The sequence below is a fragment of the Pleurocapsa minor HA4230-MV1 genome, assembly GCA_019359095.1.
Taxonomy (GTDB): Bacteria; Cyanobacteriota; Cyanobacteriia; order Cyanobacteriales; family Xenococcaceae; genus Waterburya; species Waterburya minor.
Genome location: JAHHHZ010000017.1, coordinates 186,784 through 199,775 on the forward strand (window position 1 = coordinate 186,784; position 12,992 = coordinate 199,775).

A 12,992-nucleotide genomic window follows, 5' to 3' on the forward strand; every position below is an offset into this window, starting at 1 on the left:
CTATTTAGTTGATTACAGAAGCTCCTACCTGAGAAGCTTGCCACAGCCTATATAGGGAATATTCAATTTCATGATTTAGCTCACAAACAAAGACTCCTTCTTCGCTATTTTTTGTTTCAGCCAGCCAAGTACCGATTAAACTAACCTCTAGGTAATCTTCATCACAAGGAATTAACTCAATCGGCTGATTTTCTGCTAATTTAACTAAACTATGAATTCCAGAATTAATTGACAGTACTATATTGGCAATGCTGGACTCTACATAAATACATACTCCAGCACGCACATTAACTAGAATTCGCTCTGCTTTCCAAACTTCAACAGCTTCTTCTAGATACTCCAAATTAATTCCGTCTTCTAAATATGTAATTTTCAACATAATGATCTTCTGCTCTTCTAAGGTAAGGTTGTCCCTGCTCTAGATTCAGGTTTGGTCAATATTCATCTGATTGAACTAGTCCATAACTAACTGTTGACTATTTTTTGGGCTTTGGCGTTGATACAGATCACTCAACAATTGTTCAGTTTGAGAAAATCACATCAAAAAAACCCACTGAGTATTTTCAATGCTGCGGGGTATATTAAGTTTTGTTAAAATAACCTGTTAATTTACTAGGTATATTCTGGGCTGTTTTGCCCCGCTATTCAGTTTTTGCAGTAATTCACGAGCAATTTTTAGAGCGTAATTCTTAGTTACAATTTTCTATACGTTATATTATTAATAAGTATGCTGAGTTACTTTGTGTTTTAATCAAATAACTCTGCTCTTTGTTTCCCATCAACGCACAATTTTTGGAAACAATATATTAAATATTTTTAAAAAAGTGATGGAAACAACATTAAATTTGCCAACAAGGGTTTCCAAAACATACTTTTAATACTACAATTATAGCACCGTGTATGTCTAGTATCTAGAGGAAAAAAATGCGAACCCTAACTCGCACATCGACAACTGAAATGGAAGTTACCAGTATTCGTTTAGAGCGTAGTCTCAAAGACAAGCTCAAAGAACTTTCGGGTAATCAAGGTTATCAGGCTTTAATCAGAGATATTTTGTGGAACTATGTCCACCAAAAATCTGGCGACTATCGCCCTCAATTTGCTCGCTCTGATATTCGTGCCACAGTTGAAGCTACAGCTCGTAAAGATGAAAGCTGCGCTCTAACTGGGAAGCTAATTCAAGAAGACGAACCCATGTTATTGGGATTTACAATCTACGGTGATTTGGTTCCTCTGAGCGTCAGTAGCGTAGCCGAATAATATGTTTTCGGGGATCTAGTCAGCTAAATGCTACTTCAACTATAGTTTTTACCATTTGGCTTACTAATTTCCCCGTTTAATCATTGCTAAGATCTCGACATAAATTTTTAATTCATAACCTGAACAATATTATTGAGTCAAGGTTATTATTTTCCTTAAATCTAAACAAAGAATCTAAAATATAGAGAAGTGATTAATTTTAGTGCTATGGAAAATCCTGAGAGAGCTACAGTTGCTAAGGATCTTCATGACTAAATAATTGATTTTAGATCTTATAGGAGTTATTTAAAAAGATGACAGAATCCACTAAAACAGTAGAAAGAGGAATTCAATTAACCCCAACCGCTTTTAAGCACATTAAGATGCTGCAAGAACAGCAGGGAAAAGAACTTTGTCTTCGTGTAGGGGTTCGTCAAGGGGGTTGCTCAGGCATGTCCTACATGATGGATTTTGAAGAACCCGATCAGCTTAAGGATAGCGATGAAGTATTTGATTACGATGGGTTTCAGATTGTCTGTGACCCTAAAAGCTTATTATATCTTTATGGTTTAGTCTTAGACTATAGCAACGCTATGATTGGTGGAGGTTTTGAGTTTACCAACCCAAATGCTGCTCAAACCTGTGGGTGTGGAAAGTCTTTCGGTGTATAGATACAGATTACAAGGCTTAGTTAAACAATAGACAGTACGGTAAAAATAGTCAGATCGACACTTTTTGTTAGCAGGTTAATTATAATTAACCTGCTTTTTGCTGTTCTGAAAGTAAATCAAAATTAGAGACAGTAATTAAGGCAGAAACTCAATTTTTTGTCAGCAGTCAAAGCGATCGCTATGGAACAAGTCAAGACAGCTACTGCTATGTAAAGGCGACATCGGAATTGTCGTTTAATTGCTCAAAAATAGTCAATTCCCGTGGTTGACAGCGTTTGATCTCAGCCTTGATATCTTCGGCGTTTTCAGTCTCTAAATCTTCAATAAAACCTGGTAGAGCTAACTTAGCTCCTTTATAAGTTAAAAAAGGGCCAAAGTAATAAACGCAGCTGGGTTTAGCTGTTGTAACTTCTATCCAATATTGTTGAACAATATTCTTGAGCAACTTGGTTAAAATTTTTTTTATGGTAATCATGATGGCACAAATTTAGTGTGACTAGAAGATGGCAATCTACAGAGATATATAAAACATACTTAATTAATAATTAGTAATCTGTTCACGGGAAACGATCGAGCTATCTTTGACTCTCAATGTTCCAAGTCACCAATATTAATAATCCACTTATTCTGCTGGTATAGTCAGATACTTTAAATAATTGAAGACTCGCAAGAAAACAAAAAATATCAGACTTTAAAGCGATCGCTGGTGATCAAAAAAACAAAAAACCGATGGGTAGCAGGAAAGAGATGAAAATAACAGAAAACAATTTTTCTGGCGCTTACCTTGGCTCAAATAACCAAACACTTTTATTTAACTAGCTCTACATATGTATTTAAGCCAATCTGTTCCTCGCGAGTTTCTAATCCAGCCAAGACTGGATAATTGGATACGCCATATTTTTGAAAATTGACTTCACTAAATCCAATATGTTTAGCAACCGTGGTTAATTCTTCTCTGGAGTAAAAATGCATATGTCCCCAGGCGGTATAGGCTTCTTCTTTGGCTATTATTACTGTTTCATAATCGACAGTTGAATAATGTTTTTGCAAGACTCCTTCTAAACCAGGAAAAGCTAAACGCAATACACCACCTTTTTTGAAGGTGCGGAAACATTCACTGAGAAAAATAATTGAATCTACCTGTTGCAGATGTTCCAGAAAATCTTCGGCAAAGCCAAATTCAAAGTGATCATCAGGGAAAGGGTGCTTAGAAGTGAGATCTACTGAATAATAGATTGTCTTATCTGGCAGAATAAATGAATTTTTGCGATGAAAATCTACGTTTAACCAATCTTGAAGATATTTACCACCACAAGCATAGTTAATTTGCTTAATTCCTCGATCATCAAGCAGTTTAATTTTTTTAGTTTTGCCAATAAATTTCTGGCTTTTAAAACTGCTATAGTTTTGACCGAATTCATAATCTTTAACTAAAGGTAATTTATCCAGTAACTTAAATAACAGGAATGATTTAGTTTTAATCATGTTTGATTATTTCTCCAGACCAAAGTTTGATTAATATACTATCATCAACTGAGTTGTGTGACCGATCGCAAATTAAGTAAGTAATTATTTAATTTAGTCTAAATCCACTTGGTTTGTACCTCTAGTTGATTTATCTAGTTAATTTATGCTGCAATGTAGCCTAGATAACAATTAGTCAAGGATACTTATTGAAGTAAGAAATTTATTTCTACCTAGCATCAATCAAAATTATGATCGACTTTAAGAATACTGAATCTCAAAACTCTTTTAGCTGCTCAACTAATCAAAAGAGGCAATTATTTTTGGCAGAATCTAACTGCATCACACTAATGTAATAAAGCGTAGGTGTATTGATAGAATAATAAATCGTTAGCAAATTTTGAAACAACCCAAAAAAAACAATTTAGTCTATCTTCCGAGCAAAAACCATGAGCAATATGATTGAATCAGGCTGTGAACCAAGAATAGCAGTTATTATGACCTGCCACAATCGGCACGACACAACTATTGCTTGTTTACAATTTCTCGAACAACAAGTTGACCATACAGTATATCTAGTTGATGACGGCAGTTCTGACGGTACTTCCAAAACAGTTAGTCAAGACTATCCAGCAGTAAAGCTATTTCAGGGGGATGGCAATCTTTATTGGGCTGGAGGTATGCGCAGAGCATTTGGGGAGGCTTTAAAAGGCAATTATGATTACTATATGTGGTTGAACGATGACACGATGCTCAACTCTGGGGCTTTGAGAAAGTTATTGGCTATTCACCATGATTTAATTGAACAGGGTAACTCCGAGGCGATTGTTGTCGGCTCAACCCAAGATCCTGTTACAGGTAAACCTACCTATGGTGGAGCTATGAAGTCAAAGCGTTGGTATTCCAACAAACTTGAGTTTTTAAAGCCCAGTGACGAGCTTCAAGAGTGTGACACAATGTATGGTAACTGTGTTTTAATTCCTCGTGCTGTAGCGCAAAAAGTTGGCAATATCGATGAGGCATTTGTCCATTCACTAGGGGACATCGATTATGGTTTGAGGGCGCGTCAGTTAGGCTGTTCGATTTGGGCAGCCCCAGGATTTATTGGGACATGCTCTCAAAATGCAGTGACAGGAAGCTGGATCGATCCGCAGCTTTCGATTCCCCAGCGACTTAAAAACGTGGTTCAGGTTAAAAACTTTCCGATTTCACCCTGGACAGCCTTCACGAAGAGACATTCGGGTTTCTTTTGGTTTTTTTTCTGGTGTTTACCCTACATTAGAGCAATTATTGGCTACAAAGACCTAGATGATTCACCCTCGTTCGCAGCAGATGTCATTCCCGATGAGCTACCTAAATGAATTGGAATAAGATTAAATGGCGATCGCTTCTGGCAATGGCAATGTTAGCCTTGGCACTAGCTATAGTTGGCATACCAACCTTAGCTGTAGATCAAAAAATTACTGTTAACGTCGAGCAAGTAGTTGCCGATATTGACTATAATCTAGGAATAGGTTTAAATTTTGTCAGCGATCGCCCTAACATCAGTCAGCCGTTACAAGACATTCAGGCAGGAACACTACGTTACGCCACCAATGAGTATTTTTTGTTCGATCCCCAAAAGCCAAATAATCCTCAAGTAGCAATTCAAGATCCGAGTATTTGGCAGGTAAAGAGCTTTTCTAAGCCAGATGGGACTTGGTGGAGTCAACTCAATTTCGATCAGTTTATGGAAATCTGCCAAGCAACCAAAGCAGAACCCTTTATTGTAGTTGGTATAGATGCGATCGCTTATCAGGGAGATGCCCCCCATGTCAGCCCCGAAGCAGTAGTTAGCGCAGCAGTCGACTGGGTTAAATATGCCAATTTAACTAAGGGATATCAGATTAAATATTGGGAGATCGGCAATGAAAGCAACATCCAGCATCACGAACAGGTTAACTGGACTCCCGAACAGTACGGTCAAACGGTGGTGCAGTTGGCTCAAGCAATGAAGGCAGTCGATCCGAGTATTAAGGTTGGTGCTAACGGTATGAGAATTAAGCAGAATGATGATTGGTGGAGTCGAGTTATGCCGATTGTTAAAGATCAGATCGATTTTTTGGTCACCCATCAATATTCTTGGCAAGCAGATTATCCAAGCTGGAGAGACTCGACTGATAAATATGACTACAATCTTCAGGATGCAGTTAAAGCGATCGCCACTTATCGACCAGAATTAAAGCTCAACGTTACAGAAATTAGCTCATTTAATCCTAATGTTGCTCATACCAACAATACTTGGAAAATGCTCCACAACTTTGAAATGCTGGGAGAAGCTTTAAGTATCGATCGAGTAGACTATACTCACTTTTGGACATCCAGATGGCTAGAGCCAGATCCTTTAACAGAAGATACCAGCGCCTTTAAGACTGATTATCAGCTAACGCCAATGGGCTATGCCCTAAAGGTTTGGAATCAGTTTCTCAAACCAAAAATGGTTGATGCTACCACAACGGGAACAGTAAGTAGTTGGGCAAGTTACGATCCTGGCGATCGCTCTTTGAGTATCTTGCTGCTTAATAAGCTGCAAACTCAGCAAAATGTTATTGTTACTCTCAACAACTACAGACCAAAAAGTAACTTTCTCAAACCTTGGGTACTCCAGGGGGCAACACCCGAATCAACCAATGTTACCTGGAACAGATCGGGTTCGGCTTTTGCCTGGGGTGACAAAATCCAGCTCAAATTAGAGCCATTATCGGTAACAGCGATCGCGATAGATAGTAGTAAAGTTGACTAAGGTGTAATTTTTGGTAATTTTTTTTCATCAGACCTCTTGCATGAATAGCAGATTAATTCTTCTTACGAAGTTTGCTCAACGGGGGAAACCCCCGCGACGCGAAGCTAGTCCTTTAGGGCAACGCAACTTCGCGCTTTTTCCCTTTTCCACCAAACTATGCGGTGCAAGCTTTTCCCCTTTTCCCTCTTGGGAAGCTGGTTCATTATGATTTGTGCAAGAAGTCTATTAGCTAGCTCAGGAATATTTCAGTGAAAAAACTCGGTTTTATAGCTGGCGCGCCCAGAATATCCACTAATCCCAATGCCGAAATGTCTGGGCCACGTTCCCGCGTATTAGGTTTGATTCAAGGCTTTGAGTCCCAAGGGTGGTCAGTTGAAACTTTTATCGTTGGCGATCGCTCTCCCCAAAAATGGTCGGCAAAGGGATCGGGGGCGGCAATTAGTCGAGGATTTATGCGTACTCTGGCGATCGATCTGGTGCGTCTTGGTTTAGGAGTTTACAATAGCTGGCGTAGCTGGCGCGAGATTGGTAGCAAAGTCGATTGGGTATTTGAATATGCAGCGACTCTTCAATGTCTAGGCTGGATTTTTCAGCGTCATGGTGTTCTGTGGATTTTACAGGTAGAAGCACTACTTTATTACGAAGCAAAAGCCGAGCGCAAAGCTTTAATACTTGACGGTATTGCCAAAAAATTAGAATTATGGTCTTATCGCCAATGTGATGTAATTGCCTGCGTTAGCGCTACTTTAAAAGAAATTTTAGTGACAGAAATCGGCATCGATTCTCATAAGATAGTTCTTGTTCCCAATGGCGTAGATATTCAATTTCTCGACCCACAGCTACATCAACCAAAGAGAGTATTTCCTGGCTTTACCATTGGTTTTGTCGGTAGTTTGTATAGCTGGGCAGGATTAGGTCTACTGCTAGAGGCGATCGCCGAACTAAAAACTACAGGCTATGATTTATCCTTAATCGTGGTTGGCGATGGGGAAATGAAGTCAACTTGGTCAGCACAAGCACAAGCTTTAGGTTTAGCGCAGCAGGTAGAGTTTGTTGGTCGAGTACCCTGGCAAGATGTACCCCAATACATAGCAGGTTGTGATGTCGGTTACTCAGGACAAATTCAGCTACAGATGGGCAAAATGTACTTGTCGCCAATGAAGCTCTATGAATATATGTCGATGGCTAAACCAGTTGTAGCATCTGCATTTGAAGATGCCACTAGATTAGTGACTGAAGGAGAAACAGGTTTTTTATTTGAGCCAGGAGATAAACAGACCCTCAAACAAGCTTTGATAGCAGCTTATGCAGCCCAAGATCGTCTCTCGTTAATGGGGCAACAAGCACGCAGACAAATAGAGAATGAACACAGTTGGGCTAATCGAGTCGAGTATTTACTAAAAGAAACAGAGGCTATTGTAAAGCGATCGCCTGTATAGCAAAACTATAGGATTCAATCAAGATCTCAAGTTTATTGTTTATTAATCCAGTTTAACTTGACAAAATAGCTTACTTTTCCAGATTTATCCCTGATTTGCGTAATTTTCTGAAGTTTAAGATTAAAAGGGATGGCAGTGGTGATATATTTTTGGACATAGATACCGAGATCGGGAGCAAGATAGTTAGCCGTGATGGCAGCTAATCCCATGCCCATTATTTGATGAAAAGGCGATCGCGGTAAAGCAAAATGTGCCGTAACTGCCATGCCTGCAGTAAGCATCGCTGCCACAGATGAATTTGTCCCACAACGAGGATGCAGTGCCAGATTCCATTCTCCCTGTTGTAAACGAATCAAGGCTAAATTAACGGCTCTTCTTAATTTCAGGGGGTTGATTTCACCATAGAGATAAAATCCTTTTTCTGTAGACAACCCACCAATAGTCTCATTGTCGGCAGAGAGATAGCTAGTTGATAATTTGGTCTTTTTCGAGTTGACGGCATCGCCCAACATCCAAACTGTCGCGTGTTCAAGAGCGTGTACCTGACGAATTACTAAAAACTCTTTTAAGCCAGGAATAAAACCAAACTGTTCTAGTAACTCTGTATCTTGATTAGGATGGAAGTAACAATCTAATCCTGAGTTGTGGAAGATGGCATCCTGCATAATTCTGCTTGGCGATCGCTTTAGGGTGTAGTCAGAGTAGAGTAATGTTGACGAAAATCGCTACATTGTTTTATCAATGATCAGTGAACATTGAACAATTGATAACGAAGTGTATGCTAAAGCATGTTATACCCTTGTCCTAAAGGATACACCTTCGGATATGGTACTAGCTTCGCGTCGTCCTTTAGGATTAATCAGGTTTAAGACCTCTTTTCAATGAACATTCCTCACTGTTGAATGCTAGTTGCGTTATTCTATCGAGATCAATAGAGCAATTAACCACCTATTTATCTAACTCAAAGTACTACTCTATATAATCCCCGAAGTTTTGTAGCTCATCGCCCAATATTTATTATTTGTTTGTTATTGACCGCAGAATATTAAGTTAAGTATCAATCAATAATATTAAGAGTCATCTAGTAATGTATTGCAACTGTTTTAATGAGTAGCACGCATAGAAGTCATCTATTGTCATTAGTTTTTACCTACTACCTATTTGCGAAGCTTATCCTTTAGGACTACCTAATCTCAACCCATCAATTCAAACTTGACGATTTACTAAAGTCACCGCTAATTTATCCGCAATCCCTTCAATCCATTGTTCGTCTTTTTTGGTGTAGCTACGGGGGGCATTAGCACCCAAAATTAATACTCCTTGTTGACCAATAGGCTGACAGATTACACCCTGGGTATTTTCTGGCAAATAATCGAACTCTAATTTACCAGGATAAAGACTGAGATTCACTAAATATACAGGCTTGCCTTTAGCTATAACCCGCTCTAAGATAGCCCCAGGCTTTACTTGGGGATTTTTACCCAATACACCCCTGCGCAAGATAGTCTTGCCATCATAGTAAACCAAGAGCGATCGCGTTACGGTGTTAGTAAGCAACAAATGAGATGCCCAAGCCAACTCGGTTTTGGCTGATTCGCAGAGGGATTCATCTAGTTCTAAACCTGTTTCCCCAATCAGATCTACTGTATCGGGAGTTCGCCCCTGAATTTGTTGCCAAAGCAAACCAACTAAAATTAGCACTGCTCCTTCAATTACCCCTAGAGCATCGGAACGTGCCTGAGAATCGGTAATTTGTGCTGTCAAAAGACGATTTACTAACAGCAGCAAACCGCCCAATCCCCCAACGAAAAAAGGTAGTAATCTTAGTATGCGATTGGCATCGTATTTATTCATTTTTCAAGCTCTAAGCTCTAAGCTAAGTAACTTTAAAATTCTTAGATTTTGGTTTTTATTCTTCTCCTGCTTCTAAGATACGTTGAAACAAGTAACCTGTACCTCTAGCAGTTAGGATCAATTCAGGATTACTCGGATCATCTTCTAGCTTGGCGCGTAGACGAGAAATATGGACATCTACTACGCGGGTATCCACATGACGTTCAGGAGTATAGCCCCAAACTTCTTGTAAAATCTCAGAACGAGAAAATGGTTCCCCAGAACGACTGACTAATAACTCTAACAAGCTAAATTCCATACCTGTCAGACGGATACGCTCGTCACCTTTATATACCTGGCGTTTATTTGTATCAATCTTAATTGAGCCAACGTGAATTACTCCCGAACTAGGAATACCAGGCGCACCATTTTTCTCAACTCGGCGCAGCACGGAGCGAATTCTTGCTTCTAGTTCTTTGGGGGAAAAAGGTTTAACTACGTAATCATCAGCACCTAATTCTAAACCAGTGATGCGATCGGCAACGTCCCCCAAAGCAGTTAACATAATGATAGGGATATCAGATTCTTTGCGTAGTTCTTGACACACACCATAACCGTCTAGCTTAGGCATCATTACATCTAAAACTACTAAACTTGGTTCGGCAGTCCTAAAAGTTTCTAAAGCTTCTTCGCCATCAGCAGCCGTTACTACGTCATAACCAATCATTGACAGACGGGTTTCTAAAATGCGACGAATGCTAGCTTCATCATCTACTACTAAAATTTTCTCTTTATTAGTTTCCAAGTTTCAACCTGCTCCTTTTTTAAGTAAGATTACTGATATTTAAGTTTAATTTTTACTGACTGGCAGCATAATTTGCTTAATTAACTTTTGCATAATAGCTCTAATGGTCTATTCTACGGCGATTATCCGAACTATTCTCACAATTGGGGAGTTTTTTCAGATTTAATTTATCTTTGAGGCTTTTAAAGTTTCTTAAGATTGATCTTAGATTCTCCATAAAAGTGTATTACTTATCTTTTTATTTCTTCAAATCTCCAATTTTTCTTAATGAAATGGTTAAAGTTAAACAGATATATATTTGCAATAATTGTGCCGCCGAATATAGCCAATGGTTTGGACTATGTAAGGAGTGCAACGAGTTTGGGACGATTTCTGAAGAACCCGTAGATGTATCTTCTGGGGGAGGAACTAGTCGTGGAGGATGGCAGTCGGGGACTCGCTCTAACAATAAGGTATCGGGCGCAGCTAAACCCAGGGTATCTTTGAAATTTTCGGAAATTAACAACGACGTTCAAGAAAGATTTCCTTCGGGTTATGGAGAATTCGATCGCGTCTTGGGTGGTGGGATAGTTCCTGGTTCTCTAGTGCTAATTGGTGGCGATCCTGGCATTGGTAAATCAACCCTGTTATTACAGGTGGCAAATAAGTTGTCATATACTCTGCCACGTATTCTTTATGTTTCCGCCGAGGAGTCGGGACAACAGGTAAAACTTAGAGCCTCCCGTTTAGATGTAGCAGATACGAAGACAGCAGCAGCCAACGGCAAGGAGAACGGCAAAGTACACAAGAAAGATAATAACCTGTATGTCATGCCAGAAACGGATTTGGAAGAGATCTTGCGGGAACTGGAATCTTTAAAACCCCAAGTTGCCGTTATTGATAGTATTCAAACATTACATTTTGCTGCCTTAACTTCTTCTCCTGGTTCTGTGGCACAGGTACGAGAGTGTACTTCAGCCTTAATGCAGGTGGGTAAAAGAGAAAATATTACCCTGTTAATTGTCGGTCACGTTACTAAAGAAGGTGCGATCGCTGGGCCCAGAGTCTTGGAACATCTAGTCGATACAGTACTCTATTTTGAAGGCGATCGCTATGCCTCCCATCGTCTCTTACGTTCGGTCAAAAATCGTTTTGGGGCAACCCACGAAATAGGTATCTTTGAGATGGCAGAAGGGGGTTTAGTGGAGGTTGATAACCCCTCTGAGCTGTTTTTAGGTAATCGGGATGAAGCCTCTCCTGGTACTTCTGTAGTAGTCGCCTGTGAGGGAACTCGTCCAATTGTGGTTGAGATCCAGGCTTTAGTTAGTCCCACTAGCTATACTTCTCCTCGTCGCTCTACAACAGGCATTGATTATAATCGTCTTCAGCAAATTCTGGCAGTCTTAGAAAAAAGAGTGGGTGTACCTCTCTCTAAACTTGATGCCTATGTCGCTTCCGTTGGCGGTTTAGGCGTGGGTGAACCTGCTGCGGATTTAGGAGTGGCGATCGCTATTGTGGCAAGTTTTCGCGATCGCGTCGTCGATCCACGCACTGTTTTAATCGGTGAGGTTGGCTTAGGGGGACAGGTGCGTCTAGTTTCGCAAATGGAATTACGGCTGAAAGAAGCTGCTAAATTGGGGTTTAAAAAGGCGATCGTGCCTAAAGGTCAAAGTTTACCCGACGATCTTGGTTTAGAAGTTATTCCGATTTCTAAAGTCATTGATGCGATTATTGCTGCAATTCCCTCAGAGCGCTCGGGCGATTTTTCTGCCATGCCTGAAGAGGATGATTAAACAAACGTAAATATTGATTACTGAGGGAAGCTTATAATTGTTGTACAGTCGATGTTTTCAGATCGATCTTGCAGATGTCTAGAAAAGATACGTTTCACGATATTGTTCGCCATGCTCTCGAAAAAAATGGCTGGACAATTACTCACGATCCACTGATACTCCGATATGAATTAGGCAATTTGTATATCGACTTAGGAGCTGAAAAAGTATTCGCAGCAGAACGAGCAGGGCAAAAAATTGCTGTCGAAGTCAAAAGCTTTTTAAAAAACTCTGCCGTCTCAGAATTTCATACTGCCCTTGGACAATTCATTAGCTATCGTGTTCTCTTAGCAGAGCAATACCCTGAATATGTTCTTTATCTAGCGGTGCCAATGGATGCTTATACTTCTTTCTTTGCCACCCAACTTGTCCAAGGTATCATCCATAGTCAACAATTAAAGTTAATTGTCTATAAACCCGAACAAGAGGTCATCGAGCAATGGCTGACTTAATTAAATATTCCGAAATCGTCCAGAAACTTCTTCAAGATTATGCTGCTTTGAGTGGTGACGATCCAACAGTTGAAACCGAGCTGATTTTTGATACGGTTAGAGATCGTTATCAATTAGTGCATGTTGGTTGGCAGGGCGATCGCCGCATCTATGGTTGTATTTTACATCTCGATATCAGAGATGGGAAAATTTGGCTCCAACATAATGGCACGGAGAATGATATTGCAGCAGAACTGGTGGAAATGGGAGTTGCTAAGACCGATATTGTAATTGGTTTTCACTCTCCTTTTAAGCGTCAATTTACTGAATATGCAGTTGGTTAGCGATCGCGTCGTCGATCCACGCACTGTCTTAATTGGTGAAGGGCGATCTTGGCTTGGAAGTTATTCCCATCTCTAAACTCATTGATGCGATTATTGCTGCAATTCTCTCAGAGCGATCGGGCAATTTTTCTGCTATGCCTGATGAGGATGATTAAACAAAAGTAATTATTGAT

15 protein-coding genes are annotated in these 12,992 nt (G+C 39.9%); 9 read left to right on the forward strand and 6 right to left on the reverse strand.

Going from position 1 to position 12,992, the window contains the following annotated elements:
- Positions 1–4: 4 nt before the first annotated feature.
- Positions 5–379, reverse strand: a complete 375-nt coding sequence (locus KME09_08120) for a hypothetical protein (protein ID MBW4533891.1) — start codon at positions 377–379, stop codon at positions 5–7.
- A 545-nt stretch (positions 380–924) separates the two neighbouring features.
- On the opposite strand from KME09_08120, the gene KME09_08125 reads away from it, so the two are divergent.
- Together KME09_08125 and KME09_08130 are read left to right on the forward strand one after the other, a co-directional pair.
- Complete coding sequence (locus tag KME09_08125) at positions 925–1,260, forward strand: hypothetical protein (protein MBW4533892.1); 336 nt, start codon at positions 925–927, stop codon at positions 1,258–1,260.
- A gap of 293 nt (positions 1,261–1,553) precedes the next feature.
- Positions 1,554–1,910: an iron-sulfur cluster assembly accessory protein gene (locus KME09_08130; GenBank protein ID MBW4533893.1), complete on the forward strand. Its 357-nt coding sequence runs from the start codon at positions 1,554–1,556 to the stop codon at positions 1,908–1,910.
- Positions 1,911–2,115: 205 nt separating this feature from the next.
- On the opposite strand, the gene KME09_08135 is transcribed toward KME09_08130, so the two are convergent.
- Together KME09_08135 and KME09_08140 are read right to left on the reverse strand one after the other, a co-directional pair.
- Entirely contained in the window at positions 2,116–2,385 is a 270-nt protein-coding gene (locus KME09_08135; protein MBW4533894.1) for a DUF1816 domain-containing protein, read from the reverse strand.
- Between the two features lie 332 nt (positions 2,386–2,717).
- On the reverse strand, positions 2,718–3,395 hold the full coding sequence (locus KME09_08140; GenBank protein ID MBW4533895.1) for a methyltransferase domain-containing protein: 678 nt from the start codon (positions 3,393–3,395) through the stop codon (positions 2,718–2,720).
- A 437-nt stretch (positions 3,396–3,832) separates the two neighbouring features.
- Here KME09_08140 and KME09_08145 point away from each other — a divergent pair, with 437 nt between their 5' ends.
- The 4 genes from KME09_08145 to KME09_08160 all read left to right on the forward strand — a co-directional run bounded on the left by KME09_08145 (position 3,833) and on the right by KME09_08160 (position 7,595).
- Entirely contained in the window at positions 3,833–4,735 is a 903-nt protein-coding gene (locus tag KME09_08145) for a glycosyltransferase family 2 protein (protein MBW4533896.1), read from the forward strand.
- On the forward strand, positions 4,732–6,156 hold the full coding sequence (locus KME09_08150; protein MBW4533897.1) for a hypothetical protein: 1,425 nt from the start codon (positions 4,732–4,734) through the stop codon (positions 6,154–6,156). Before KME09_08145 ends, KME09_08150 begins: the two co-directional genes overlap by 4 nt.
- Before the next feature lie 40 nt (positions 6,157–6,196).
- Complete coding sequence (locus tag KME09_08155) at positions 6,197–6,364, forward strand: hypothetical protein (protein ID MBW4533898.1); 168 nt, start codon at positions 6,197–6,199, stop codon at positions 6,362–6,364.
- Between the two features lie 100 nt (positions 6,365–6,464).
- A complete protein-coding gene (locus KME09_08160) occupies positions 6,465–7,595 on the forward strand; it encodes a glycosyltransferase family 4 protein (GenBank protein ID MBW4533899.1) in 1,131 nt (376 codons plus the stop codon).
- Positions 7,596–7,627: 32 nt separating this feature from the next.
- Here KME09_08160 and KME09_08165 read toward each other — a convergent pair whose 3' ends face one another.
- From KME09_08165 to KME09_08175, 3 genes are all read right to left on the reverse strand, one after another.
- Positions 7,628–8,260 (reverse strand): hypothetical protein, encoded by a 633-nt coding sequence (locus KME09_08165; protein ID MBW4533900.1) that lies wholly within the window; start codon positions 8,258–8,260, stop codon positions 7,628–7,630.
- A 541-nt stretch (positions 8,261–8,801) separates the two neighbouring features.
- Complete coding sequence (locus KME09_08170) at positions 8,802–9,449, reverse strand: cofactor assembly of complex C subunit B (protein ID MBW4533901.1); 648 nt, start codon at positions 9,447–9,449, stop codon at positions 8,802–8,804.
- 55 nt (positions 9,450–9,504) lie between these two features.
- Positions 9,505–10,233: a response regulator transcription factor gene (locus KME09_08175; GenBank protein MBW4533902.1), complete on the reverse strand. Its 729-nt coding sequence runs from the start codon at positions 10,231–10,233 to the stop codon at positions 9,505–9,507.
- Between the two features lie 272 nt (positions 10,234–10,505).
- Here KME09_08175 and radA point away from each other — a divergent pair, with 272 nt between their 5' ends.
- The 3 genes from radA to KME09_08190 all read left to right on the forward strand — a co-directional run bounded on the left by radA (position 10,506) and on the right by KME09_08190 (position 12,819).
- Entirely contained in the window at positions 10,506–12,005 is a 1,500-nt protein-coding gene (gene radA, locus KME09_08180; protein MBW4533903.1) for a DNA repair protein RadA, read from the forward strand.
- A gap of 74 nt (positions 12,006–12,079) precedes the next feature.
- Positions 12,080–12,496, forward strand: coding sequence for a hypothetical protein (locus KME09_08185; protein ID MBW4533904.1), 417 nt, complete (start codon positions 12,080–12,082; stop codon positions 12,494–12,496).
- Positions 12,484–12,819 carry a XisI protein gene (locus KME09_08190; protein MBW4533905.1) on the forward strand — a complete coding sequence of 112 codons (336 nt, stop codon included), beginning with the start codon at positions 12,484–12,486 and terminating at the stop codon, positions 12,817–12,819. Before KME09_08185 ends, KME09_08190 begins: the two co-directional genes overlap by 13 nt.
- Positions 12,820–12,992 lie beyond the last annotated feature (173 nt).